General features: G+C 70.3%; 22 protein-coding genes. 12 read left to right on the forward strand and 10 right to left on the reverse strand.

Features of this window, described 5'->3' with window-relative positions; translation table 11 throughout:
- Positions 1–18: 18 nt before the first annotated feature.
- Both ACTWPT_RS33650 and ACTWPT_RS33655 read right to left on the reverse strand, forming a co-directional pair.
- Positions 19–537 (reverse strand): recombinase family protein, encoded by a 519-nt coding sequence (locus tag ACTWPT_RS33650; protein WP_443181533.1) that lies wholly within the window; start codon positions 535–537, stop codon positions 19–21.
- A gap of 41 nt (positions 538–578) precedes the next feature.
- On the reverse strand, positions 579–1,529 hold the full coding sequence (locus tag ACTWPT_RS33655) for a LysR family transcriptional regulator (protein WP_443181534.1): 951 nt from the start codon (positions 1,527–1,529) through the stop codon (positions 579–581).
- Positions 1,530–1,775: 246 nt separating this feature from the next.
- Here ACTWPT_RS33655 and ACTWPT_RS33660 point away from each other — a divergent pair, with 246 nt between their 5' ends.
- Positions 1,776–3,374 carry a carboxylesterase/lipase family protein gene (locus tag ACTWPT_RS33660; protein WP_443181535.1) on the forward strand — a complete coding sequence of 533 codons (1,599 nt, stop codon included), beginning with the start codon at positions 1,776–1,778 and terminating at the stop codon, positions 3,372–3,374.
- 139 nt (positions 3,375–3,513) lie between these two features.
- Here the strand turns inward: ACTWPT_RS33660 and ACTWPT_RS33665 are convergent, their stop codons facing one another.
- Together ACTWPT_RS33665 and rph are read right to left on the reverse strand one after the other, a co-directional pair.
- Positions 3,514–4,329 carry a DUF4158 domain-containing protein gene (locus ACTWPT_RS33665; RefSeq protein WP_443181536.1) on the reverse strand — a complete coding sequence of 272 codons (816 nt, stop codon included), beginning with the start codon at positions 4,327–4,329 and terminating at the stop codon, positions 3,514–3,516.
- Between the two features lie 352 nt (positions 4,330–4,681).
- Positions 4,682–7,279 carry a rifamycin-inactivating phosphotransferase gene (rph, locus tag ACTWPT_RS33670; RefSeq protein WP_443181537.1) on the reverse strand — a complete coding sequence of 866 codons (2,598 nt, stop codon included), beginning with the start codon at positions 7,277–7,279 and terminating at the stop codon, positions 4,682–4,684.
- A gap of 597 nt (positions 7,280–7,876) precedes the next feature.
- Between rph and ACTWPT_RS33675 the strand changes: the two genes are divergently transcribed.
- Positions 7,877–8,080 (forward strand): hypothetical protein, encoded by a 204-nt coding sequence (locus tag ACTWPT_RS33675; protein ID WP_443181538.1) that lies wholly within the window; start codon positions 7,877–7,879, stop codon positions 8,078–8,080.
- 137 nt (positions 8,081–8,217) lie between these two features.
- Here the strand turns inward: ACTWPT_RS33675 and ACTWPT_RS33680 are convergent, their stop codons facing one another.
- The 3 genes from ACTWPT_RS33680 to ACTWPT_RS33690 form a co-directional block, all read right to left on the reverse strand.
- Positions 8,218–9,504 carry a CU044_5270 family protein gene (locus ACTWPT_RS33680; RefSeq protein WP_443181539.1) on the reverse strand — a complete coding sequence of 429 codons (1,287 nt, stop codon included), beginning with the start codon at positions 9,502–9,504 and terminating at the stop codon, positions 8,218–8,220.
- Positions 9,497–10,111, reverse strand: a complete 615-nt coding sequence (locus ACTWPT_RS33685; RefSeq protein WP_443181540.1) for an RNA polymerase sigma factor — start codon at positions 10,109–10,111, stop codon at positions 9,497–9,499. Before ACTWPT_RS33685 ends, ACTWPT_RS33680 begins: the two co-directional genes overlap by 8 nt.
- 423 nt (positions 10,112–10,534) lie before the next feature.
- On the reverse strand, positions 10,535–11,515 hold the full coding sequence (locus tag ACTWPT_RS33690) for a LysR family transcriptional regulator (RefSeq protein WP_443181541.1): 981 nt from the start codon (positions 11,513–11,515) through the stop codon (positions 10,535–10,537).
- Between the two features lie 90 nt (positions 11,516–11,605).
- Here ACTWPT_RS33690 and ACTWPT_RS33695 point away from each other — a divergent pair, with 90 nt between their 5' ends.
- The 6 genes from ACTWPT_RS33695 to ACTWPT_RS33720 are packed head-to-tail and all read left to right on the forward strand — an operon-like array spanning position 11,606 to position 17,638.
- Positions 11,606–12,598 carry a fumarylacetoacetate hydrolase family protein gene (locus ACTWPT_RS33695; protein WP_443181542.1) on the forward strand — a complete coding sequence of 331 codons (993 nt, stop codon included), beginning with the start codon at positions 11,606–11,608 and terminating at the stop codon, positions 12,596–12,598.
- A complete protein-coding gene (locus ACTWPT_RS33700) occupies positions 12,595–13,554 on the forward strand; it encodes a cyclase family protein (protein ID WP_443181543.1) in 960 nt (319 codons plus the stop codon). Before ACTWPT_RS33695 ends, ACTWPT_RS33700 begins: the two co-directional genes overlap by 4 nt.
- 23 nt (positions 13,555–13,577) lie before the next feature.
- Entirely contained in the window at positions 13,578–14,708 is a 1,131-nt protein-coding gene (locus tag ACTWPT_RS33705) for an FAD-dependent oxidoreductase (protein ID WP_443181544.1), read from the forward strand.
- The gene (locus tag ACTWPT_RS33710) at positions 14,705–15,718 is read left to right on the forward strand and encodes an amidohydrolase family protein (RefSeq protein ID WP_443181545.1); all 1,014 of its coding nucleotides are present in this window, start codon (positions 14,705–14,707) and stop codon (positions 15,716–15,718) included. The genes ACTWPT_RS33705 and ACTWPT_RS33710 overlap by 4 nt, the downstream gene beginning before the upstream one ends.
- Positions 15,715–16,653, forward strand: a complete 939-nt coding sequence (locus tag ACTWPT_RS33715) for a VOC family protein (protein ID WP_443181546.1) — start codon at positions 15,715–15,717, stop codon at positions 16,651–16,653. Before ACTWPT_RS33710 ends, ACTWPT_RS33715 begins: the two co-directional genes overlap by 4 nt.
- A gap of 16 nt (positions 16,654–16,669) precedes the next feature.
- The gene (locus ACTWPT_RS33720; protein ID WP_443181547.1) at positions 16,670–17,638 is read left to right on the forward strand and encodes a fumarylacetoacetate hydrolase family protein; all 969 of its coding nucleotides are present in this window, start codon (positions 16,670–16,672) and stop codon (positions 17,636–17,638) included.
- A gap of 228 nt (positions 17,639–17,866) precedes the next feature.
- Here the strand turns inward: ACTWPT_RS33720 and ACTWPT_RS33725 are convergent, their stop codons facing one another.
- Complete coding sequence (locus ACTWPT_RS33725) at positions 17,867–18,481, reverse strand: histidine phosphatase family protein (RefSeq protein ID WP_443181548.1); 615 nt, start codon at positions 18,479–18,481, stop codon at positions 17,867–17,869.
- 244 nt (positions 18,482–18,725) lie between these two features.
- The gene (locus tag ACTWPT_RS33730; protein WP_443181549.1) at positions 18,726–19,958 is read right to left on the reverse strand and encodes a PEP/pyruvate-binding domain-containing protein; all 1,233 of its coding nucleotides are present in this window, start codon (positions 19,956–19,958) and stop codon (positions 18,726–18,728) included.
- A 73-nt stretch (positions 19,959–20,031) separates the two neighbouring features.
- On the opposite strand from ACTWPT_RS33730, the gene ACTWPT_RS33735 reads away from it, so the two are divergent.
- Both ACTWPT_RS33735 and ACTWPT_RS33740 read left to right on the forward strand, forming a co-directional pair.
- Positions 20,032–20,430 (forward strand): DNA-binding protein, encoded by a 399-nt coding sequence (locus ACTWPT_RS33735; protein ID WP_443181550.1) that lies wholly within the window; start codon positions 20,032–20,034, stop codon positions 20,428–20,430.
- Positions 20,427–21,062 (forward strand): transcriptional regulator, encoded by a 636-nt coding sequence (locus ACTWPT_RS33740; RefSeq protein WP_443181551.1) that lies wholly within the window; start codon positions 20,427–20,429, stop codon positions 21,060–21,062. Before ACTWPT_RS33735 ends, ACTWPT_RS33740 begins: the two co-directional genes overlap by 4 nt.
- Positions 21,063–21,458: 396 nt before the next feature.
- On the opposite strand, the gene ACTWPT_RS33745 is transcribed toward ACTWPT_RS33740, so the two are convergent.
- Positions 21,459–21,917, reverse strand: a complete 459-nt coding sequence (locus ACTWPT_RS33745; RefSeq protein ID WP_443181552.1) for a MarR family winged helix-turn-helix transcriptional regulator — start codon at positions 21,915–21,917, stop codon at positions 21,459–21,461.
- A gap of 222 nt (positions 21,918–22,139) precedes the next feature.
- On the opposite strand from ACTWPT_RS33745, the gene ACTWPT_RS33750 reads away from it, so the two are divergent.
- Positions 22,140–23,918, forward strand: a complete 1,779-nt coding sequence (locus ACTWPT_RS33750; RefSeq protein WP_443181553.1) for an FAD-binding oxidoreductase — start codon at positions 22,140–22,142, stop codon at positions 23,916–23,918.
- Between the two features lie 127 nt (positions 23,919–24,045).
- Positions 24,046–24,252, forward strand: a complete 207-nt coding sequence (locus ACTWPT_RS33755; protein WP_443181554.1) for a hypothetical protein — start codon at positions 24,046–24,048, stop codon at positions 24,250–24,252.
- Positions 24,253–24,314 lie beyond the last annotated feature (62 nt).

Here is a 24,314-nt window from a genome sequence, read left to right on the forward strand (position 1 = left end):
GCTCCGAGGTCGGCTGGCTCATGCGCTCTGCTGGGCTTTGGCCCGGTCCAGGACCCGGTAGACGGTGGCGCGTCCGACGGTGAAGACCTCCATCAGGTCCGCGATGCTGTACTCGCCGGAGGAGTGCATGCGCACGAGCTCGGCCTGCTGGCGGGCCGACAGTTTGGGCTGCTTGCCCTTGGAGCGGGCGATCGCCATGCCCTCACGAGTGCGCATCTTCAGCAGATCGGCCTCAAACTCGGCGAAGACCGCCAGCATGTTGAAGAACATCTTCGACATGGGGTCGGCGGGGTCGTAGATGTTGCCGCCGAGTGAGAGGCGGATGCCGCGGGCGAAGAGGGTGTCGCCGATGTCGCGGGCGTCGGGGACCGAGCGGGCGAGGCGGTCGAGTTTGGGGACGACCAAGGTGTCGCCGGCGCGTACGGCTGCCAGGGCCTGGTCAAGGCCGGGGCGGCTGCGGTTGGTTCCGGTCAGGCCCTTGTCGAGGTAGATCCGGTCGTCGGCGACGCCGGGGGAGGCACCGTGCGCGGACGCCACCTGGGGCACGGTGCCGAAGCACAGGCCGGGGCCTGCGTCGGTCAGCCGGTGGGGGTGGCGCGGACCATCGGCCGGGACCCGAGGGCGCGGGCGGTCTCGACGAAGGCGCGCAGGGAGGGGTTGTCGCGGGTGGTGTGCCAGACCAGCGCCCACTCGGTGGGCGGGGCGTCGCCGATCGGCACGTAGGTGATGTCGGAGTGGGTGTAGTACCGGGTGACGTGTGCGTTGAGCGGGCAGACGGCGGCGCCGGCGGCGACGAGAGCCAGGATTTCGTGGAAGGTCCGTGCCGCCGGTCCGCGCGAAATGTGGCGTCCGCCGGGCGTGTGCTCGGGCAGCATGGCGGTGATCCAATATGCGGGGGCGTCGGGACCGGCGTCGGGCGTGGTGCGTCCGGCCAGGTCCTCCAGTGACACCGACTCCCGGGCGGCCAGGTCGCAGTGTGACGGGACGGCCAGCACGCGCTCCTCGGTGAGCGCGACGGGGCCTACGGTGATGTCCGACTCGCGTACCGGCAACCACATCAGCTGCAGATCGGCTCTGCCCGCCCGCAGCAGCGCGAAGGGGTCGCTGAAGTGGAACTCCACGATCTCGACGTCGCAGTCGGGATGATCGACAAGGAACTTCTCGATCATCGGCCGCAGTTCGTTGCCCAAGACGCCCATAACCCCCAGTCGCAGGGTGCCGCGCAACCCCTGCCCGGCGGCGCTCGCCCGGGCGAGACCGCTCTGAATCAGGTCGTAGGCCTGCCGGAGGTCATCCCGCAGACGCCGCCCGACCGGGGTGAGCGTCACAGCGCGGGTGGTGCGGTCGAACAGGGCGACCCCCAGGCGGCGCTCGTGCTTCTTGATGGCCTGGCTGACCCGCGCCTGAGAGATGTGCAGGCGCTCGGCGGTGCGGCCGAAGTGCAGTTCTTCGGCCAGTGCCAGGAAGATCTCGATGTCCCGCAGCTCCACGACCTCTCCCGATAACTCCACGGTTATCAATCGGTGCACGAAGTCTACGTTGATCGCGGCATCGCCGCTGGCGGAGGCTTAGGAGTGTTCGAGAGCACCCCATGGGGTTTATGTGAGGTTCGCCGGTGCTCCCCGAGTGCTGCCGGCTCTGTACGGCGGGGGCGGCGACCGATGGTCTAAGGAAATGATCATGAATATATGCACGAGGGCGTCGGCCTGCCTGACGCTCACTGGCACCACGCGTCGTTGCGGCGATGAGATCGCCAAGGCGGGGAGCGTGAGCAGATGAGCGGCACACGCAAGATCGGGGCGGGGCTGTCCGCCTTGGGAATGGCGGGTGCCATGATGAGCCCGTCGGTGGCGGTCGCCGGTGCCGATGAGGCGCTGGTGCGTACCGACCGGGGGCCGGTGCGCGGCATTGTCGCCGCCGACCACCGTTCGTTCCTGGGCATCCCGTACGCGGCCGCGCCGGTGGGCGAGCTGCGCTGGCGGGCCCCGCAGCCGGTGGCGGCCTGGAGCAAGCCGCGCCCGGCCGGCGTGCCGGGCTCGATGTGCGCCCAGACCGGCGACCACCTGGGCGGCCGCAGCACCAGCGAGGACTGCCTGTACCTGAACGTCACCACCCCTCGCCACCAGCAGGGCCGGAAGCTGCCGGTGATGGTGTGGATCCACGGCGGCAGCTTCAAAGACGGCGCCGGCCACCTCTACGACGCCCGCCGCCTCGCCGTCCAGGGCAACGTGATCGTGGTGACCGTCAACTACCGGCTCGGCGCCTTCGGCTTCCTGTCCCATCCCGCCCTGCACGACTCCGACGGACCGGTGGGCAACTACGGGCTGGCCGACCAGCAGGCCGCCCTGCGCTGGGTCCGGCGCAACGCGGCGGCCTTCGGCGGCGACTCGGGCAACGTCACGCTGTTCGGCGAGTCTTCTGGGGCCATCGCCGTGTGCGCCCACCTGGCCGCACCCGGATCGACCAGCCTGTTCCACCGCGCGATCCTGCAAAGCGCCCCATGCACCGCCACCTGGGCGCCGTCACTGGCCATGGCCAACAACCCTCGCCCCCGCGTCCAGGCCGAACGCGACGGCCGGGCGTTGTCCAAGCGGCTGGGCCTGGGCGAGTCGGCAACTGCCCGGCAACTGCGTGCGGTCCCGGCCGAGAAGCTGCTGCAGGCGGCCGCCGATCCGGCCCAGCCCGGCTTCGGCCCGGTCGTCGGCGGCGCGCTTCTCCCGCTGGACCCGGCACGGGCGGTCACGTCTGGCGACTTCGCCCGGGTGCCGGTGCTGTACGGCATCAACCGTCACGAGCAGCGCATGCACGTGTGGGGCCTGGAGATGACCAAGTACCGCGGCCCGATCCCGGCCGACCGCTACGACGAAGAGGCCCGCGCCGCCTTCGGCGCCAACGCGGGCAAGATCCTGGCCCGCTACCCTCTGTCCGCCTACGCCTCGCCCAGCCAAGCGCTCGCCACCGCGCTGACCGACGCCGAGTACGCCCGCCCAGCCCTCGACACCGGCAAGGCGCTGTCACGGCACACCCGTGCGTACGCCTTCGAGTTCGCCGACCCCGCAGCGCCGTGGTTCGCCGCCTTCCCCAAGCCGTATGACATGGGCGCCTACCACGCCTCCGAGCTCCCCTACCTGTTCGACGTCGGCTACAACGAGGACCTCACCGACCAGCAGCGCCGCCTGGCCGACCACATGATCGGCTACTGGACCCGCTTCGCCCGTACCGGCGACCCCAACGGCCCGGGCGCACCCGCCTGGCACCCCTTCACCGCCGCACGCACCTTCGTCCAGTCCCTGGCCCCGGGCGACGGCGGCATCAAGCCCGCCGACTTCGTCCGTGACCACCGTTACGCTTTCTGGACCTCACTGGACGGCTGACCCGATGGCGACCTTGCCCGGCCGTCACATGGCCGGGCAGAGCGTGGCCGTTCTCATGCATCCGAGGCAGGCCGGTCGGTGCCGAAGGTGCAGCGCCGATGTCCGCCGTGGCGGCACTCGGGCCACGTCACCGAGCCGCTCAAGCCCGCTTGGTCTGCCCACTGTAGGTGCGGGCCAGTACGTCGGCATCGGCCGCGTCGGCCTCCCCCGCGAAATCGGCGATCTTCGAGGCTGCGATGCCCTCCAGCACCGCCTCGGTGTCGCACAATCCCTCCACCCACGCCAGGTGGGCGGCCTGCTCCCTGAACTTCGACCAGCTCGCCCGCCGCGCCGGCTTCTTCAACCGATCCAGATCACTCTTACCGCCCGGCCCGACCACCAGCAACGCCTCGATCCGGGCACGATCGCCGGTGCTCAGCCGCCGCCAGATCGTCTCGAAGATCTGCCCGTTGACCTGACCGCGGATCGTCGACTCCATGCTGTCCAGCGTCGAGAACGCCGGCAACTCCAGCCGGGCCTGAGCCAGCCGCTCCAACGCCACGTTGATCAGATCCGGCGGATGGTTCTTCACCCACGCCGCCCGGGTCATCGCCTTGGCCGCGATCTTGCGAGCCTTGCCCGGCGCGTAGGCCACCCCCTCCCGGCGCCGCACCAGCACCCGATGCGACTCCGCCGTACGCGGCGACGCATACACCGGCGCGACGCCCTCGCCCAGCTCCAGGCACCGCCGTACGTGCTCCACCACCACGGGCGGCACCTCACGGGCCCTGGCGAAACGGCCCAGCCGCTGAAAACACTTCAGCGCGAGCGTCAACGCCAGCAAGTGCTCATCGGTGTCGGTCTTCTCCCGCGCCCACGCCATCTCCTCCTGCGAGGGGGAGTAGAAGAGGTACAGCTCGCGCGTCATCATCAACCGCGGGAACACCCGATAGGCGGTCCGCTCGACCGACGTCACCGCACGCGCCTCCCGGCTCAACCCGCCTACGGACGCGCCACACCGTAGCGAGACGAACACGCGCGTAAAAGACGCCCGACCCGCCCACCTCGCCGTCGCGGCTGGCCTGGCCGACGTCGCCCGGCCCCACGTGCCACGCCACGTCCGCCACCGACCTCATCCATACCGGCACCGCCGCCCCAGCTGCTCGGGCACGCCTCACGGACTCCACCTGGATCTCCATACCCTGCCCGCCGACGACCTCGAAGCCGCCATCGCGCGGCTGGCCGTCGACCGCTGACCCAGAAAGATCAGCTGCTTGTGTTGTTCTTGGCCGGACGCGACGCACGGGCCTTCTCGGTGATTGGCTCAGTCAAGGCAGGATCTCGACGTACCCGTCGGTCCCGTGTACGCGGATCCGCTGCCCGTTCCGGATCAGCCGGGTGGCGTCTACCACACCGACGACGGCCGGCAAACCGTACTCCCGTGCGATCACTGCCCCGTGAGTCATCAATCCTCCGACCTCCGTCACCAGGCCTGAGATGGCGACGAACAGGGGCGTCCAGCTGGGGTCCGTATGGGCCGTGACCAGGATGTCGCCAGCTTCGAGATCGGCCTCCGCCATGTCCAGGATGACGCGGGCCCTGCCCTCGATGGTCCCGGCGGAGACCGGTAGGCCGATCAGGGCACCGGCGGGCACGTCGTCGCGCCGGTACGCCCCGGTGATGACCTCGCCGTCCGAGGTGAGCACCCGGGGCGGCGTGAGCGCGTGGTACGACCGGTACGCGTCCTTGCGCTGCTGGATGAGCTGGTCATCCACCTGGTTGGTGCGCACGACGTCGTGGAGCTCCTGGAGTGTGAGGTAGAAGATGTCCTCCTTCTCAGGAAGCACGTTGGCCCGCACGAGACGCTCGGCCTCCTCCAGCAAGGCCTGCTTGTAGACGAGATAGCGGCTGACGATGCCGTACTTCGGGTACTCCCGGTAGCCGATGAAGGTCCGGACCCGGTCGATCATCCGCTTGGTCTCGTCGGCTTTCTGCTCTCCGTCCGGCAGGGCCCGCAAGCGTGACAGCACGTCCCGTTCCTTCTTCTCCGCCTCCTGCCGCCCTTGCTCGAAGCGCCGCTCGGCTGCGCCCGGCTCGAAGAGCTTGACGTTGTCGAGGATCACGGGCACGAGCGTGGTGGGGCGCTCGCTCCAGCGGAGCCTCGTGATGTCGATTTCGCCGACGCAGCGCATGCCATACCGGTCGAGGTAGGCCTCGATGGCGTCGCGTGCTTCGGTCCCGCCCGCGAGCTTCGGCAACTCGTCCAGGAAGCCCTCGTCCTCGACGCCCTGCAGGAACGCCACTACCTGCGGATGCGGCCGGATCACGTCCGCGACGTCGAGCAGCGCCAGTCCCATCTCCGAGGTGACGTTGTTGGGGGCGGACAGCGTGAGCGTGTCGGCCGCGTTCTTCTCGCCCAGCCACTCGTACAGCTTGTCGTTGAGCCACCACGTGGCCTCCATCCCCGCCATGATCGCCTGAAAGTTCAGCGGATCTTTGAGGACTCGCTTTTGCTCCTCGAAGGCATCCAGTAGGAAGTCGAGCAGCGCCGGTCCGGTCTTCGTCCGGATGTCGCGCCGCAGGGCGGCGATGGACGCCTGGCTGCGCTCGATCAGCTCGGTGACGATGGCCGGATCCGTCTCGATCGGGGCGGGCGGGCGGCCGGCCGGCGGCCCGGCGGGACCTCCGTCCGGGAGCGACGGGACGAAGTCGCCGCGGTCGAGGACGGTCTCCAGCGCGTCCCTGATCAGCGGGTCGGATCTCCCCGCCATCTCCAGGAGGCCGGCGCGGCTCGCGGGCGAGGCCAGGTGCCGGGTGACGTCGACGAACAGCCTCCCGCCGGCCTCGTGCATCGGCGCCATGGCCGTCAGCTGCCATACGGAGAACCCCAAGGGCTTCATGGGGTCGGTCATCATCTGCCCGTGACCGACGGAGACGTAGACGTGATTGTCCTGGTCGCCGGTCTCGGGGATGGGGAACAGCGTGGTGATCGGCCGACTCTGAACGATCTGGAAGCCATCATCGACCAGGCACCATTCGATGTCCTGCGGGCGGCCGAAGTGCGCTTCGATCCGCCGCCCGAGCTGCACGAGCCGCACGACCTGCGCATCCGTCAGCGCCGCCTGCTCCTGCCGCTGCGGGTCGATCGCCACTTCCTGCGTCCCGCCAGCCAGCAGCGGGTGGATGGCACGCTGCTTGGCGGCGACCGCCTTGGTGACGACCTCGCCGTCGCGCACCTTGTAGACGTCCGGGTTGACCAGGCCGGAGACCAGGGCTTCGCCGAGGCCGAAGCTGGCGTCCACGGTGGCGACCTTCCGGTTGCCCGTGACGGGGTCGGCCGTGAACAGGATGCCGGCCGCATGCGGGAAGACCATCTGCTGCACGACCACGGCCATGCGGACCGTACGGTGGTCGATACCGTTGCGCTGGCGGTAGGTCACGGCCCGCTCGGTGAACAGCGAGGCCCAGCACCGGCTGACGTGCTGGAGGATCGCCGCCGGACCCACGACGTTCAGGTAAGTATCCTGCTGGCCGGCGAAAGAGGCCGTCGGCAGGTCCTCTGCCGTCGCGCTGGACCGCACGGCGTATGCGGCGTGCTCGCCGAGCTGAGCGAGAGCGTGGGTGATCGCCGACGCGAGATCGCCAGGGATCGCGCTCCCTTCAATGGTCCGGCGGATCTCCGCGCTGAGCGTGCGGATCGCCTCCCGGTCATCCGGGTTCAGGTGCGACAGCTGATCGAGCCGATCGGCCATCGACGGCGCTTCCGCCACGATGCGCCGGTAGGCGTCCGTCGTCACGCAAAAGCCGGCCGGCACGCGGATCCCTTCGATCCGCGACAGCGCGCCCAGATGCGCGCCCTTGCCGCCCACGACCGCGACCTGCGTCTCGTCAACCTCTTGCAGACCCATCACGTACTGCTCAATCATGGCGATACCTCCGCGGCAGCCGTGCTCCGTCGCTGTGCACCGGCCGATCGAATCACCGGCGCCTCGCGCTCTGTCGAGACACTTGTCGGGCACGTCCTCATCCCTCGTTGCCTTCCCTCTGACGGGTCGGCCGGCCGCTCCGGCCAGTCGGTCGGTGCGCACACCCGCACCTCCGCGCCGCGTGCCCGCAACCGCACCGCCAGTCCCATCACTGGTTCGACCTCACCGCGTCCCCACACGTCGACAACCACACGCACGTCGTGCCCCCATTCCGCAGGTTGTGGCCTCGGCCGACGATTCTGCGGTACGACCCGGGTCTTGCCGCAAGCCCCCCGGTGCGCTATACGTTAGGAGAGGCAAGGAGAGGGATCTTCTTGCCTTCACCTTTGGTCGTCCACTGGAACTGACAAGCTTCTCGCGAAGCGGCGGCTGCAGCGCGATGGCCGGACGCGAGACGCCCAGCTGGCACGCGTCGCGGCGCCGCGATCACCTGGTTGTGCTGCACTGGAACCTGTAGGCCGACAAGTGGTTTCTCTCGTGCCGGACGAGCCTGCTCGCGGCAACAAAGCACGAGCATTTCGACGAACACCCACAGCCATGGCCGACCACTATCTCGCCCATCCCGCACTGCTGCCCATCCCGGCCGGGCTCCAGGCCCGCACCGACGGCGCGATCCGGCACGGGCTGCTCAGCCACCACGGAGAAGAGCAGAAGCCGGCCTGGGCTCGGCTGAACGCGTTGGTCGAGGCGCATCTGCGCTCGGCCGAGATCGAAATCGCGGGCCAGGCTCCCCCTGACTGAGACCTGCCCTCGCACGCCGACTTCAGGGCCGACCCGGTGGCCGGGCGCGACGGCCAGGTACGCCTGGTCGTCGCCCCCGAGTTCGGTCGTATCCTGGCAGCTCTCGCCGGCGGCCGGCTGACCGGGAAGGACCTGGATCAGCCGACGGCATCCACGGGGCTACGTCGATTTGCGGGCAGGTCGGGCTTCTCATCGGTCCAGCCGGTCTCCTTGACTGCCTCGTAGGAGAAGCCAGCCGCCCCCTGCCTCGACGGGTCCGGTGCGTTGGTGTGCTCCAGCGCCAGCGGCAGCCCGGTTTCGGCGTCCACCACGAGCCGGTCCACGCCCTCCGACTCGCCCCTGTCAGTCGTGCGCGGGATGCTGACAGCCCGGCCGCGGCGGCCGAGTGGGTCAGTGACCTCGCCGACGGCCGTCACGCCGGGCAGGGATGCGATCATCCGGTACGCAGCGGCCCGCACCTCCGGTGACACCGGGAAGTGCATGATGATATGCACACCCATGTTGTAGAGCTGCTGGTCGGCGTCCTGGCCCAGGCGCGGCCCGGTGCCGTTTGCGGCGTGCTTCTTGATGACCGACTCCAGGTAGTCCCGGAGCCCTTCAGGGGTCGACGGCAGCTTGCCCAGCCGGTCAGGGGTCATCGGCTCGCCGTTGGTCAGCACGCCCAGCGACCCGCCCGCGTCCTCGCGCCACGCCTCGCGCGCGCCCGGGGTGCCGGTGACCGTCCGGCTCTTCGTCACGAAGGACGTACCGCCCTTGGTGATGCGCTTCGCCGGGTACGTCCAGGTCTTCGGTGAGCCGTCGGCGCGCCACGCCTCCTCGTCCTCCGAGGTGGCGGGTTTGGCCCCGAGGAACTGGATGATCCGCCACGTGGGCTTGCCCGCCACCGGGGACGCCCACAGTTCCTCGGAGTAGGTCCGCTCCAGCAGGTACTTTCCGTTCGGGGCGGGCTCGGTGCTGCCGCTGACGACCCGGTTCACCCAGTAGTCGCCGTCCGCCGAAGTCTTCGCGACTGACGCCGCGGCGGCAAGCAGGATCTGCCGGGCCGACGGTTTTGCGTCGGGCCGTGGGGACGAGCCGGTGGACGCGTCCGCCGAGGGCGGCTGGGCGAGGGGGGTGGAACCCGGGCCACCCGGGGCCGTGCCCGACGTGATCACCACGGTGACGGCGGCCGCCGCACCGAGCAGCCCCACCCCGAGCGCCGTCCACCTGGCCGTGCGCAGCGCCCCGCGGCGGTGCCCCGCCTCGGCTGCGGCCCGGCGCGAGCGAGGAGGGGTCTGCGTGGCCATGTGAAAGTTCTCCTGAGGGTTCGGGGTGGTCGTCTGGGCGGTGAAGGAGGCGACGAGCCGGGCACGGCCCTCGGCGGTCACCTGCGGGGAGGGCGGGGGAGCGGAGAGCAGGTCCCGCACCGCGTTGAGGTCATCCATCTGCGTCTCCAAAGTCTTGGTGCATCGGGTTGACGCCGCCGAGGGCGCTGCGAAGCTTCCTGCGAGCGCGGTTGAGCCGGGATCCGACGGTGCCCAGTGGGATGTCGAGAGCCTGGGCGATCTCCTCGTAGCCGAGCCCGGCAAGGGCCGTGAGGATCAGTACGTCGCGGTCGGCCTCGGAAAGCACCGCCAGCGCGGACGCGAGCTGCCCCTGCACGCCGGCGGCGGCCAGGCGCTGGGCCACGAGATCCTCGTGCCCGGTGTCCGTCAGGCGCTCGACTGGCGTCCGCTGGAGGGCCTGGAGGCGGCGGGCCTCGCTCCTGCGGTGCTGGGCGACCAGGTTGGTCGCGATCCCGTAGAGCCAGGCCCGTACCTGGCCGCGTGCCCCGTCGAAGCTCTCCCGCTTGCGGAACGCCACAAGGAACGTCTCGGCGGCGAGATCGTCGGCAACCTGCGTCCCCAGCCGCCCGGCCACATACCGGTAGATTTCAGGGAAATAGCAATCGTAGAGAACCGCGAACCGGTCGGGAAAACGGCGAGACTGCTCGACGAGCGTGGCGTCGTCAATCTCTTGCGGGGGGTGGGAGACCCTCGGCAGGGCCGTCATGCGCCCTCCCGGCGGCCGGGTACGGGGGTGTGTTCACTGTGGTTCACACCATTGCTCCGTCGGACCCTGGATTCCTCTTCACGAGCGCCCGGCGCACCCCTTACCGGTGAATGCCTGGGCGGTGTGGATCAAGTTGCCGGCCATGCGGCCCTGCCGCACGTCATACTCCGGCGTGGAGGAACCAGCGGACACCCGCTATCGCCGAGAACGATCATGGCAGATAGTCGCCGTTCTCTCCTCCTACGGCGCGGGCGCGCTCGGCTGAGGTGGATGGGTGGTTGCGAGACTGCCCTCGAATCCTATCCGGGCGATCAGGCTTTCCTCACGCTGAAGGGCGGGGCCTGGCGGCTGCCCTGTCCGTTCCGATGCAGGTAGTGGATCAGCTCTCGCTTGATTCCAGCCGATCGATAATCCTGATCGTGATCATCCTTGTGGTCGATGTCCTTGGCCGGTGTGGCCGCTGGCCGGGTCCAGCTTCGCCCCGACCCGAGCGGCGATCTCCCTGAGCCAGATGTGCGCCGCGTCGTGGGTGTGGACCGGATGCCACCACAGCGCCTCCTGGAGCGGAACGACGTCGTAGGGGGCCTCCATCACGCGCACAGGAGCCGTGCCAAGCAGCCGCGCGGCGAGGAGTTCCTGGATGAGGGCGATCCGGTGGGTCCCGGCGACGAGGAACGGCAGCGACTGGAAGCCGTTGGCGGAGATCTCCGCCCGGGGCTCGATGCCGAGCATGCTCAGCTGGCGGACGGCGGGCGAGTCGTGGGTGCGCTGGTAGGTCACCCAGGGCAGGCGCGCCAGGTCGTCGAGGGTGAGCCGGTCGCCGATCCTGGGATTGTCCTCGGCGACCAGGAACACCCAGCGGTCCCGGAACAGCTCGACCGTGGGAAAGCCGCTGACGACGCCGTGCGGTATGAGCAGCCCGTCGGAGGTGCTCAGTAGCGTCCCCGTGTTCTGGTCGACGTCGGGCGACACCTGCCGGAAGTGGAAACGTACCCCGGGTGCCTCGGCATGTGCGGCGCGGACCAGCTCGGCGCCGAAGACCGTCACCGCGTAGTCGGAGGCGATGAGGGTGAACTCGTGCTCCTCCTGGGCGGGGTCGAATGTGGCCTGGCTGCTGAAGACGCGTTCCAGCATGTCGCAGGCGGTGGTGGTGCGGTCGAGCAGCGTCATGCCGAGGGCGGTGAGCTCGTAGCGCCCGCCGGCCCGCGACAGCAGGTCATCGCCGAAGTGCCGGCGCAGTCGTGCCAGGGCGGCGCTCATCGCGGGCTGGCTGAGGCCGATCCGCTTCCCGGCCTGGGTGACGTTGCGCTCCTCGAGGAGGGCGCGCAGGGCGACGACAAGGTTGAGGTCCAGGCTGGCCAGGTTCATGACGCGCCCCCAGTGCAGGTCGACCGCGGTATCCACCGCACGGATGGTCAGCATTCGAAGAATTGATTTCTCAAATCCCGATGCCTCAGGTCAGATTAGTGCCAACGTAACCAGGAGGTCATCTCGATGAAATCCGCACCGGTGCCGCCGGGGTTCTTTGGTCCCTTCGCCGTAGGCACCTTCTCCGCCGCCGGCAAGCCCTCGTTCGCCGGTCTGGTGGTCCCGGACGGCCGGGTGCTCGATCTCGCCGCCGCGCTGGGCGAGCCCGGGCTGACCACCCGCGCGCTGCTGGAGCGGTGGGACGAGACGCTGCCACGCCTGGGCGAGCTGGCCGGGGAGGTCGGCCGGGAATGGCTGCCGCTGGAGACCCTGCGCGTGCACGCGCCGGTGGAGCCGCGGCAGATCCTCCAGGCCGGCGCCAACTACCGCACCCACGTGATCGACCTGGCGGTGGCGCACGAGCCGGAGGGCGGCCGGCCGGCCGGGCAAGTGCGGGCCGAGGCCGCGGCCATGCTGGATCGGCGGGCCACCGAGGACCAGCCGTACATGTTCATCGGCCTGCCGTCGGCGATCATCGGCCCGTACGACGACGTGGTGCTGCCGTCGTGGTGCGAGAAGCCGGACTGGGAGCTGGAGCTGGTCGCGGTGATCGGCCGCCCGGCACACCGCGTCGGCGTCGAGCAGGCCCTGTCGCACGTGGCCGGGTACACGATCGCCAACGACATCACCGCCCGCGAGGTGGTGTTCCGCCGCGACATGCCGCAGATCGGCTCCGACTGGCTGCGCAGCAAGAACGCCCCCGGCTTCACCCCGCTGGGGCCCTGGCTGGTCCCGGCCGCCTTCGTGGGCGACCCGGGCGATCTGCGGGTGACGCTCAAGCTCAACGGCGAGGTCATGCAGGACGAGTCCACCAAGGACATGATCTTCGGTGTGGCGCGGCTGATCTCCTACGCCTCCCAGACGGTGGAGCTGCTGCCCGGCGACCTCGTCCTGACCGGCAGCCCGGCCGGCAACGGCATGCACTGGGGCCGGCTGCTGCGCGACGGCGACGTCATGGAGGGCGCCATCGCCGGCCTGGGCGCCCAGCGCACCCGCTGCGTCGCGGAGCAGCCACAATGATCGACCGCACGGATCCCGAAGGGGCGATCGCCGAGGCAGCCAAGGCGTACTCCAACTGGGGCCGCTGGGGTGCCGACGACCGGCTCGGCACGCTCAACTTCCTCACCGCCGGCAAGCGGCGGGAGGGCGCCGCGCTGGTGCGGCGGGGGGTGAGCTTCTCGCTGTCGCAGCGGTTCGACATGGACGGCCCGCAGAAGGGCTGGCGGCGGCGTACCAACCCTGTGCACACCATGCTCGACACCGGCACCGACGCCGCCCTGGGCAACCAGGGCTTCCCGCACGGCATAGGCGGCGCCGACGACGTGATCGCGATGCCGCTGCAGTGCTCCACCCAGTGGGACGGCCTCGGCCACATCTTCGACCACGGCATGGCCTGGAACGGCCGCCCGGCCGAGAAGGTCGTCACCTCCGACGGCGACCTGGTCACCGGCATCGAACACATGGCCCCACACGTCGCGGGCCGCGGCGTCCTGCTCGACGTCGGCCGGGTCATCGGGGAGGACGGGGAGCTGCCGGACGGGTTCGCCATCACCGAGGAGCACCTGACTGCCGCCGCCGAGGCGCACGGCGTCGCCGTCGGCCGGGGCGACATCGTGTGCGTGCGCACCGGCCGGCTCGCCCGCGCCCGCCGGGAGGGCTGGGGGGAGTACGCCGGCGGCCCCTCGCCGGGGCTGTCGTTCACCACCGCCGGATGGCTGCACCGTACCGAGATCGCCGCGATCGCCACCGACACCTGGGGCTTCGAAGTGCGGCCCAACGAGTTCGACCAGGCCTTCCAGCCGCTGCACCAGGTCGCCATCCCCAACATCGGGCTGCTCATCGGCGAGATGTGGGACCTGGACGGCCTCGCCGACGACTGCGCCGCCGACGGGGTGTACGAGTTCTGGCTCACCGCCGCGCCCCTGCCCATCACCGGAGCCGTCGGCTCCCCGGTCAACCCCCTCGCCATCAAGTGAACCGTCGAGTGAAGGAGTACAGCATGCCCGCTGTGGACACCGTCCTGGTCGTGGGCGGAGGCACGTCCGGCAACGCGCTCACCGTGCTGCTGCGCCGTGCGGGCGTCCAGGTCGACCTGGTCGAGATCCAGCCGGACTGGAACGTCCGCGGTTCCGGCATCACGCTGCAGGGCAACGCGCTGCGCGTGCTGCGCGAGGTCGGAGTCTGGGAGCAGGTACGCGAGCACGGGTTCGGCTTCCACACCACGGGGCTGACCGCCCTCGACGGGACCGTGCTGCACGTCGCCGAGGACATGCTCACCGGCGGCCCCGACCTGCCCGCCACCCTCGGCATGCAGCGCCCCGTCCTGCAGCTGATCCTCACCGACGCGGTCCGCGCCTGCGGCGCCCGGGTGCGCCTCGGCTGCACGGTCAAGAGCCTGGTGCAAGAGGACGGCGACGGCGTCGACGTGACCTTCACCGACGGCACGACCGGCCGGTACGACCTGGTGGTGGCTGCCGACGGACGCCGGTCGGCGGCCCGCGCCCTGGTCGGCATCCCCGACGAACCCGAACCGCTCGGCATAGGCATCTGGCGCACCCCCGCCCCGCGTCCGGCGAGCGTCACACGCACCGACCTCACCTACGGCGGCCCGTGCTACATCGCCGGCTACTGCCCCACGAGCCAGGACACGATCTACGCCTACCTGGCCGAACCCAGCCGTGACCGCGACAGCCTCGAGTGTCTCGACGCCGCCGCTGAAATGCGCCGCCTCGCCCAGGGATACGGCGGCGCCTGGGCCGAGATCCGCGAGTCGATCACCGATGCGTCCCGGGTCAACTACACCGTGTTCGACCGGATGCTGGTCGAGGGCGCCTGGCATCGCGGCCGCGTCGTGCTCGTCGGCGACGCCGCCCACTGCTGTCCGCCCACCCTCGCCCAGGGCGCCGCGATGGCGCTGGAGGACGCCTCGGTCCTGGCCGCGTTGCTCACTACCCGCGACACCCTGGACGAGGCGCTGCTCACCGAGTACCGCGAACGCCGCATTCCCCGCGTCCGGCTGGTGGTGGAGGGCTCCGTGCAACTGTGCCGGTGGCTGCTCGACGGGGTGCGGGACGCCGACGTGCCCGGCCTGATGTACCGCACCATGTCCGTGCTGAGCGAGCGCCCATGAGCCGGGGCATCCCCACCGTCGACGTGCACGCGCACGTCCTGCTGCCCGAGGTCGAGGCCGCCGTGGCCGGGCATCCCGGCCTGGCCGCCGCCCGCGAGCTGGACGCGCGCCGCAACGGCCCCGAGGCGCTCGCCGTCAACGCGGCCATGATCCGGGAGCGGATCGCGAAGCTCGCCGACGTGAAGGCGCGACTGGTCACCATGGACGCCGCCGGGGTGGACGTCCAGCTCGTCTCGCCGTCCCCCTCGCACTACCACTACTGGGCCGACCCGGAGCTGGCCCGCACGGTGTGGCGGATCGCGAACGACGGCACCGCGGAACACTGCGCCCAGGCCCCCGACCGGCTGCGCGGCCTCGGCTTGGTGCCGCTCCAGCACCCTGGCCTGGCCGTCGAGGCGCTCGACCACGCCCTGTCCCTCGGCCTGCTCGGTGTGGAGATCTCCAGCCACGCCCCGGGGCGCGAGCTGTCCGACCCCGCCTACGAGCCCCTCTGGGCCCGGGCGGAGGAGGCCGGGGCGGTGCTGTTCCTGCACCCGTTCGGCTGCACTCTCGACGAGCGGCTGGACCAGTGGTACCTGTCCAACAGCGTCGGCCAGCCGGTCGAGAACGCCGTCGCGCTGTCGCACCTGATCTTCGCCGGTGTCCTGGACCGCCACCCCGACCTGAAGATCATCGCCGCGCACGGCGGCGGCTACCTGCCCACCCACATCGGCCGCGCCGACCACGCCTGGCGCGCCCGCCCCGACGCACACACCTGCGCCCACGAGCCGAGCGCCTACCTGCGGCGGCTGTACTTCGACTCCCTCGTGCACGACCTGCACGTCCTGCGCGAGCTGGTCCGCGCCGCGGGCGCCGACCGCGTGCTGCTGGGCTCGGACTTCCCGTTCGACATGGGCGCCGACGACCCGGTGGCCGCGCTGCGCGCCGCCGCCCTCCCCGACGCCGACCTGCACGCCATACGCGGCGGCACCGCCGCGGCCCTGCTGAACCTGACAGGAGAGACGACATGAGCCAACGCCTGCTCACCCATCTGCGGCACGTCGACCTGGCCGTTCCCGACTACGACAAGCAGCTCGACTTCTACTCCGGCGTCTGGGGCCTGACCACGGTCGCCGAGGACTCCGGCATCTCCTTCCTCGCCGCCGAGGGGAGCCCCGAGCAGTACGTGGTGCGGCTGCGCCGGGCCACCGAGAAGCGCCTCGACCTGGTGTCGTACGGCGCCGCGAGCCCAGCGGACGTGGACACCCTGGCCGAGCAACTGCTCGCCGGCGGCGTCCAGCTGATCACCCCGCCGGGCAAGCTCGACACCCCCGGCGGCGGCTACGGCTTCCGCTTCTTCGACGTCGACGGCCGCACCATCGAGGTCTCCGCCGACGTGGAGGCCAGGCAGCACCGCCGGATCGAGGAGAAGGAGTCGATCCCGGTACGGCTGTCGCACGTCGTGCTCAATTCCGCGGACCTCAACCGCACCCGCGAATGGTACGAACAGCACCTGGGCTTCCGGCTGTCGGACACCCTCGGCCATCCGCGCATGGGCGAGGTTATGCACTTCATGCGGATCAGCTCTCAGCACCACTCCATGGCCATAGCGCAGGGCCCGCACGCCTCGCTGCACCACGTCTCGTTCGAGATGCGCGGCCTGGACGAGTACATGCGCGGCTCCGGCCGCGTCATGCGCGCGGGCTTCCGCAAGATCTGGGGCCCGGGCCGCCACCTGGCCGGGGACAACACCTTCACCTACTTCCTCGACCCGCACGGCAACACCGTCGAGTACACCACCGAGCTGGAGGAACTCGACGAGGACACCTGGCACCCGCACGTCTACGACTTCTCCCAGCCCGAGGTCACCGACCAGTGGGGCACCGCCAACCCGATCAACGAGCTGGTCGCCAAGGAATCCTTCAACGACCCCGACCCCGGCTGCTTCACCGCCCCGCCCGTCTGACCCGCTCGGAGACTCGATGCGCTTCGCCACGTACGAACACCGGGACCGCCGCCACGTCGCCGCCGTCGCCGACGGCGGCGCCCTCCACCCCCTCCCGGGGACCGGCTCGCTGCTGGAGCCGCTGCGCGCGGGCGGCCTGGACACCCTGTACGAGACGGGCGCCGCCGCGCTCGGCGACCCGCCCGGCCCGCACGTCTCCGAGGTGCGGCTGCTGCCCCCGCTGCAGCCGCCCTCCATGCGCGACTTCGTCACATTCGAGGAACACGTCGAAGGCGTGCGACGCAGCATCGACACCGCCGCGGGTGTGCCCGACGCCTGGTACGACGCCCCCACCTTCTACTTCACCAATCCGCACGCCCTCATCGGCGCGCACGACCACGTGCCCGTCCCGCCCGGCAGCCACGTGCTCGACTTCGAGCTGGAGGTCGCCGTGGTCATCGCCCGCGAAGGCCGTGACCTCACCCCCGAGCAGGCCCGCGACCACATCGCCGGCTACACCCTGTTCAACGACTGGTCCGCCCGCGACCTGCAGTCGCGCGAGATGCAGGTCGGCCTCGGCCCGTGCAAGGGCAAGGACACCGCCACCACCCTCGGCCCCTACCTGGTCACCCCCGACGAGGTCGAGCCGTACCGGGACGCCGACGGCTTCCTCCGCCTCGCCCTCACCGCCGAGGTCAACGGCGAGATGGTCGGCCGCGACCTGCTGTCCAACATGAGCTGGACCTTCGAGGAGATGATCGCCTACGCCTCCCGCGGCACCGTCGTCCGGCCCGGCGACGTGCTCGGCTCGGGCACCTGCGGCAACGGCGGCTGCCTGGCCGAGCTCTGGGGCGTACGGGGCGCGCAGACACCGCCGCCGCTGAAGCCCGGCGACACCGTCACCCTCACCGCCGACGTCCTCGGCACCGTCTCCAACACCGTCGTCCCTGGCACCGGCTCCGTCCCGCTCCCACACGGTCGCAGGCGTCCGCGGACCCGCCCATGAACGCGCTGTGAGGGCCAGGGCACAGCCGGCTGCGGAAGAATTTGGTCGAGGGCGCATACACGCTGGCCGCGGCGCGCCAGGATGGTCAGCGACACACGACTCAGGTAGCCGTCATGCCAGCCCGGGGCGGGGCAAGTCGCTGCCCGGGTCTAACCCGGTGCAGGGGCTGGTGGTCAGGGCCGTGCGGTGGCTGCCGCGGAGGAACGCGTACGGACAGCAGGAGCCACCTCACGGCCTCACGCTTTCGGGGAACCCGGTCCAGCGCAGGTCGGCCGGGAGATGGCTCATGTCGTTGAACATCACGATCGTGGGCGGCAGACCGGTGCGGTACTCGATGACCGTCAGCGCGGTGTTGGCGCTGTTCAGGCCGAGCCACCGGGACGGCGGCGCATCCAGCGCGTGCCGCATCAGCCACGCGATCGGGTAGGTGTGCGTCACCAGGACCTCGTGTGTGTCGGGCCGGGTCCCTTCCGCGGTCATGTCGGGGACCTTCGCGAACCGGGCGACCAGAGCCTCGGCGAGCCTTTGGCCCGAGGCTGCCTCGGTGTCGTCGTAGCCGTCGAAAAAGCCGGCCCAGGACGGGGGTGTTTCGGCCGCGCTGGGGACGTAGGGCACGTGGTCGACGAGTTCGGCGGCCTCAGCCACGGGCACGTTCGGCAGATGCCGGGCGAGTTCGTGCGCGCTTGCTACGGCGCGTGGTAGCGGAGAGTGCCACACGGCGTCGACCGGTACGCCGGCGAGCCGTTCGCCCAGCAGGCCCGCCTGCCGGCGCCCGATGCCGGTGAGCTCCCCAAACGCGTCGGCCGCGCCGTGGCGTGCCAGGTAGAGGTGTCGCGTTGTCATCAGCAGTTGGGGGAGCGGTGCCCGTGCGGGGCCGCCGTCCCTCTCCTTTCGCTCCGTCGGCGTGGGTTCGGTGGGGTCGGCCGTTGGTCTGGCAGAGGCAGAGGAGGCCCTGCACGGCCGGGCGGCGCGATCGTCGTCGGCGAATGGGGCGGGGCGGGTACCCGTTGCGACTGCCGACATTGTTGCTACGTCGGCGGCGTGCGGCTTCTGGCGATGACTCCCGGCCAGGGACGGAAGTGATCGGTCACGCGTTGGTCGCCGTGACGGTGCCGGTGGTGCCGTCGATGGTGATGAGGGTGTCGTCGTGGAGCCTGATTGTTGCGTTCGGGATGCCGAGGACGGCGGGGATGGCGTGCTCGCGGGCGACGATCGCGGCGTGGGACAGCACGCCTCCGGTTTCGGTGACGACGCCGGCGGCGATGCGCAGCAGCGGTGTCCAAGCGGGGTCGGTGAAGGGGCAGACGAGGATGTCGCCCGGGTGCACGCGCGCGAAGTCGCCCGGGCCGCGGACGATCCTCGCGGTGCCGGTCACGGTCCCGTGGCTACCCGGTGTCCCGGTGAGTGTGGCGGCCGGGATATCGGAGGTGCCGGATGGCAAAGGCCGCCGTGGGGGTGCGGCGGTGATCGGCCGTGCTTGCAGAACCCAGGTGCGGCCGTCGACGATCGCCCACTCGATGTCCTGCGGTCCGCCAAGTACGGCAGCGATCTCCTTGCCCAGCTCGGCGAGCTGCGTGGCGGTCGCGTCGTCGATCGTCGGTTGGTGCCGGGCACGGGTGGGCACGTCGCGAACGACGAGCTGCGTGCCACGCCGGTCGAGGCGGGTCCGTTTGTCTGCGATGGTGCGGGTGACCGTCCCGTCGTCGGCGACGTGGTAGGCATCAGGCGTGACCGTGCCTCCGACGATGCTGGGGCCCAGGCCCCAGGACGCCTCGATCTCGGTCGCGTTGTTCGGGCCTGCGGGTGTGAACATGACCCCGGACACCTCGGCGTCCAGATGGTGTTGGACGATGACGGCCATCGCAAGATCATTGCATGGCTGGTCGTCGCGGCCGGAGCCAGCCCGGTAGGCGATGGCACGTGGGGACAACAGCGAGGCCCAGCAGGCGCGTACGGCATCGGCGACCTCGCTGACTCCGTGCACAGCGAGAAAGCTCTCGTGCTGACCGGCCGCCGACGCCTGACCGGTGTCTTCATCTGCCGCCGATGATCTTACCGCCACGGGCGGGTCGCCGAGCTCGTCAAGCGCGCGTCCCAGCGCGTCGATCACGGTGGCGTGGAGTGGGCGGGCCGCGATCGCCTGCCGTGCCGCGGCAAGATCGTCCGGCTCGCCGGCGAACCGTTCGAGGCCTAGGTCGCCGACAGCGGCGCGGTAAGCGGCGAACGAGACGACGAAGCCATCAGGAACCGGCAGACCCGCGCGGAGCAACGCGCCAAGTGTGCCGGCCTTGCCCCCGCAGGTATCGGCGACAGCCTCCATGAGAGGTACGATCATCCGCTTGCCTTTCAACAGGTTGTTGACAACATTTTGTTGATTGTGCATCATGAGTCGCATGGCACGCAAGCAGGACATCACCGCTCACAGCGCGCACGCCGACCACGACCAGGCCCAGCGTGAGCGGGACGCGCGTGAGCGTCTTCTGGGCCTGGGCGCGGATGCGCTCGACGCCCGTCCGTGGCGACCCCCGCCCGTCCCGCCGTCGGCGGTCGACCTTGTGCAGTTCGCCGTCTGGCGCAACGCTGATCTGGACCCGGAGGACATCCTGAGCGCGCTCGCCCTCCTGCCCGCCGCACGCGCCGAGGTCGAAGGACTCGAATCCGCCCTGCTGTTCATCGCCCGGAGCGCAGGGCTGACCTGGGCACAGATGGCGCACGCGATGGAGTTCAACTCCCCGCAGGCGTGCCAGCAGCACTTCACCCGCCTGACAGCACGACAGGACGCCGACTCGTGACGCCAGACTCTCAACCCGCCCTCCTGGTCCTGCACGCTGTGCGCATCACCGGGTTCGCGGACACCCCGGTGATCGCTCAGCGGTACGGCCTCGATGCGGCCGAGACGAAAGAGGTGCTACTCGACGCCGAGGCACGTGGCTGGGTCGAGCACACCGCCTTCGCCGGCACCGGAGGCTGGTCGCTGACCGAACCGGGCCGAGCCGAGAATGAGCGCCAGCTCGCGGCCGAGCTCGCACGCGTGGGCGGCGCCGACGAGGTCCGCGACGTCTACCGCGAGTTCCTCCCGCTGAACGCCCTCCTACTAAGAGCCTGCACCGACTGGCAACTCCGGCCCACCGCCGGCGATCGGCTCGCCGTCAACGACCACTCCGATTACGCCTGGGACGCCCGAGTCCTCTACGAGCTCGCCGGCATCGACCGCGCACTCACGCCACTCGCAGACCGGCTCGGGAGCGTCCTCACACGGTTCCGCGGCTACGACACACGATTCACCACAGCCCTGGCGCGCGCCCGATCCGGGGAGGGCATCTGGGTCGACCGCACCGACGTCGACTCCTGCCATCGTGTCTGGTTCGAGCTCCACGAAGACCTCATCGCCACGCTCGGCCTCGACCGGCACGCGGAATCCTGACCCCACGCTCCGCCGCCCTCGCATCCACGACGGCGCTCCAGTCACCTGCCAGGTGCACCACCGGCCACCTCACTCCGTTAGACCCAGAAACCGTCGAAGGTGTCCATGGCTCCATTCGGCGTCGCACATCGCCGCGTAGAGGTGGTCGGGTCTGAACACACCTACAGAACCAATATCCAATCCAAGAAACAGCTCGGGTGCTGTCCACCGGAAAGAGGCGCCAGGCGGCATCCAGCACCGCACCCGATCGGCCAGGTGCTCCTCGACCGGGGCCTCCAGGTTCAGGCCCGCCAGCACGTCCTCGCGCACCGCCTGCCGCTGGGCACCGTTCAGCAGCCGGGCGCGGGGATACAGCGGTGGGAGGGGTTGGCGTACTCCCGATCATCGAATGACACATCAGTTGTGCTTGTCGCCGTGACGATCGACGAGGCGGGTGAGCAGGTCGATCAGGTCCCGCCGGTCGGCCGCGGGCAGCGGGGCGAGGAACTCGTCTTGGGCGGCGGCGAGCAGCCGGTCGAGATGGGTGATTTGGCTTCGGCCTGCCGCGGTGATGGTGATGATGTTGCGTCGGCGGTCTTCTGGGTCGGGTGCGCGCTTGACGAGTTGCCGCTCGGCGAGGTCGTTGACGGTCGCCACCATGTCGCTGCGGTCGATGCCGGTGCGGCGACCGAGGGCTGCCTGGCTGGCCGGGCCGAACTCCTCCAGCGCGGCGAGCAGGGCGTAGTGGTAGCGCCGAACGCCGGCTTGGGCGAGCGCCTGATCCACGATCCGGTTGGCGATCAGTGCTGCATGGTTGGTCAACCTGCTCGGCAGCGTGCGTAGCCGCTGCGGCAGCGTTCCCTCTGCGGTGTCCACAAGGGCAATCTAGCAAGTTGTTGGCCGCACCCACGATTACGTGTATGGTTGGCCGAGCCAACGTTGGTCTGTCCAACATTTCGTCGTGGAGAGGCGTGATCTCTCCTGAGCACAGCCACCATCAGTGCGCCAGGCAGCCTGCCCGGCAGCGCGCCGCCACCACGTCGCTGGATGGCGCTCGGCACCGTGGCCACTGACACGCTGGAAAGGCAGATAACTGACATGCTGGATACGAACTCCGCGACCGACGCGGCCCAGAGCCCCGTGGGGGTCTGGACCGGTCTGATGCACCACGATGACCAGACCGACTCCTTCACCATTTCGTTCGCCCCTGATGGCGCAATTGCGCTGCGCACCCCCCGCAGCGTGGGCACCGGGGTGTGGAGCGCTGGGCAGCCCGGCCGCTTCTCCTACGAGCTCACCGAGATTTTCACTCCGGCGGCAGGCCACTCGGGCCGCGTGCAGATCCATGTCGAGGCTCACCTCGAGGGGGCCGTATATCGCGGGATCGGCACCGCCAGGGTGTACACCCCCGACGGCGTGCTGGTGCACACCACCACCTCGGCCGCGTTCACCGGCGACCGCCTCGCCGGCGGGCAGGCAGCCTGGCACACCCTGGTGAGCCTGGGCGCGCCGATCCGTGGGCGCACGCTCTACCCCGGTGACGAGGGCTTTGAGGAGGCCTGCTCCGGCTGGTTGCTGACGGTCGAGCACCGGCCCGCGGCGGTCGTGGTCGCCGCCGACGCCGATGACGTGGCCGCTGCCGTCCGGTTCGCGGTGGAGGCAGGACGCTCGGTTGCGGTGCAGTCGACCGGGCACGGCAAGTCGGTGCCTGCGGATGGAGCCGTCTTCATCGCCACTGGGGAGCTGCGCGAGCTGTCGGTGGACCCGCGTGCCGGCACTGCAAGGATCGGAGCCGGGCTGCGGTGGGGTGAAGTGCTCACCGCAGCAGCCGAGCACGGCCTCGCGCCCCTGTGCGGCTCCTCCGGCCAGGTCGGGGTGATGGGCTACCTAACCGGCGGCGGGCTCCCACTGACCGGCCGCACGTACGGCTTCGCCGCCGACTACGTCCGCTCGCTCGACATCGTCACCGCCGATGGCCGGCTCCGCACCGTCACGCCCACCCAGGAGCCCGACCTGTTCTGGGCGGTGCGGGGTGGCAAGAGCAACTTCGGTGTCGTGGTCGCGTCCGAGATCGAGCTGCTGCCGCTGCGCACCATCTACGGTGGTGAGCTTTACTACCCGGGCGAGGACCCCAGGCACGCCGCCCACGTGCTCGGCTCCTACCTGGCCTGGGCCAAGGAGCAGCCGGAGGAGATGTCGTCCTCTGTGACGCTGCTGCGCTTCCCCGACGCGCCGCAGCTGCCCGAGGAGTTCCGCGGCCGCTCGTTCGCGCAGGTCCGGGTGGTCTACACGGGGGAGGAGGAGCAGGGCGCGCGGCTGGTGGAGCCGTTGCGTGCGCTCGGCCCGGAGAAGGACACCTGCGGCGCCATGCCGTACACGCAGATCACCGAGATCTACCAAGACCCCAAGAACCCAGTCATGACGCACCTGCGCAGCGCGCTGTTGCACGAACTGGATGACGAGGCCGTGGAGGAGCTGGTCTCGCTCATCGACCCGTCGACGCCCGGCGGCCCGTTCCTCGGCATCGAGCTGCGTCACCTAGGCGGAGCGCTGAACCGGCCGCCCGGCCGCTCGCACGCGGTCAGCACCCAGGGCGCGGCCTTCCACCTGTGGCTGCGGATGCCGGCCGGGCAAGCCGACGCGACGCGCAAGGCCGCAGACGAGGTGCTGGAGCGGCTCCGGCTGTGGGACACCGGCGCCATGCTTCCGGGGTTCCTGTTCGACCACGACTCGGCTCCAGAGCGGGTCAGGCGGGCCTACACCGAGGCGAACTACCGGCGGCTGGCCACGCTGAAGGCGAAGTATGACCCGAACCACCTTTTCCGTATCAACCACAACATCCCGCCGTTCAGTGACGGTGAGCGCACCCGATCCTGAACGGCGCAGGACATGAGGTAATTCTCGACTGAGACGTCGGCGGCGGTGATCGAGCCCGGCCGAGGCCGGGATCTACGCCGGGACCCTGTTCATCGCGGCCTTCATCGCCGGCAGCGAGATGGGCGAGATGGGCGAGATGGGCGAGATGGCCGCATCGGCGATGCACGACACGGTCGGCCCGCTCGTCAACCCGGACGACCTCGCCGCGCACTACTGGGACATGTACATCAAGCCCGCACCTTCTGCATCCTGGAGGCGCTGCATGCGGCGCTGCGGCGGCGCGATGTCTACGCCGTCGGTGCCGACAAGCGGGGCAACCCGCGCGCCCGGCTGATCGAGGAACGGCTGTGGGTGCGCGCGGGGGAGACGGTGCTGAGCGGTCCGCCCGGGGGTGTT

Origin of the sequence: Nonomuraea sp. 3N208 (genome assembly GCF_052245935.1) — a bacterium.
In the GTDB taxonomy this organism is placed as follows: domain Bacteria; phylum Actinomycetota; class Actinomycetes; order Streptosporangiales; family Streptosporangiaceae; genus Nonomuraea.

Coding starts and splice junctions, on each gene's coding strand:
- ACTWPT_RS33700 (WP_443181543.1), top strand. CDS start 12,595: ATGATCGACCGCACGGATCCCGAAGGGGCGATCGCCGAGGCAGCCAAG.
- ACTWPT_RS33710 (WP_443181545.1), top strand. CDS start 14,705: ATGAGCCGGGGCATCCCCACCGTCGACGTGCACGCGCACGTCCTGCTG.
- rph (WP_443181537.1), bottom strand. CDS start 7,279: ATGATTGAGCAGTACGTGATGGGTCTGCAAGAGGTTGACGAGACGCAG.
- ACTWPT_RS33715 (WP_443181546.1), top strand. CDS start 15,715: ATGAGCCAACGCCTGCTCACCCATCTGCGGCACGTCGACCTGGCCGTT.
- ACTWPT_RS33695 (WP_443181542.1), top strand. CDS start 11,606: ATGAAATCCGCACCGGTGCCGCCGGGGTTCTTTGGTCCCTTCGCCGTA.
- ACTWPT_RS33685 (WP_443181540.1), bottom strand. CDS start 10,111: ATGACGGCCCTGCCGAGGGTCTCCCACCCCCCGCAAGAGATTGACGAC.
- ACTWPT_RS33750 (WP_443181553.1), top strand. CDS start 22,140: ATGCTGGATACGAACTCCGCGACCGACGCGGCCCAGAGCCCCGTGGGG.
- ACTWPT_RS33735 (WP_443181550.1), top strand. CDS start 20,032: ATGGCACGCAAGCAGGACATCACCGCTCACAGCGCGCACGCCGACCAC.
- ACTWPT_RS33720 (WP_443181547.1), top strand. CDS start 16,670: ATGCGCTTCGCCACGTACGAACACCGGGACCGCCGCCACGTCGCCGCC.
- ACTWPT_RS33725 (WP_443181548.1), bottom strand. CDS start 18,481: ATGACAACGCGACACCTCTACCTGGCACGCCACGGCGCGGCCGACGCG.
- ACTWPT_RS33755 (WP_443181554.1), top strand. CDS start 24,046: ATGGGCGAGATGGGCGAGATGGCCGCATCGGCGATGCACGACACGGTC.
- ACTWPT_RS33730 (WP_443181549.1), bottom strand. CDS start 19,958: ATGGAGGCTGTCGCCGATACCTGCGGGGGCAAGGCCGGCACACTTGGC.
- ACTWPT_RS33680 (WP_443181539.1), bottom strand. CDS start 9,504: ATGGATGACCTCAACGCGGTGCGGGACCTGCTCTCCGCTCCCCCGCCC.
- ACTWPT_RS33660 (WP_443181535.1), top strand. CDS start 1,776: ATGAGCGGCACACGCAAGATCGGGGCGGGGCTGTCCGCCTTGGGAATG.
- ACTWPT_RS33705 (WP_443181544.1), top strand. CDS start 13,578: ATGCCCGCTGTGGACACCGTCCTGGTCGTGGGCGGAGGCACGTCCGGC.
- ACTWPT_RS33675 (WP_443181538.1), top strand. CDS start 7,877: ATGGCCGACCACTATCTCGCCCATCCCGCACTGCTGCCCATCCCGGCC.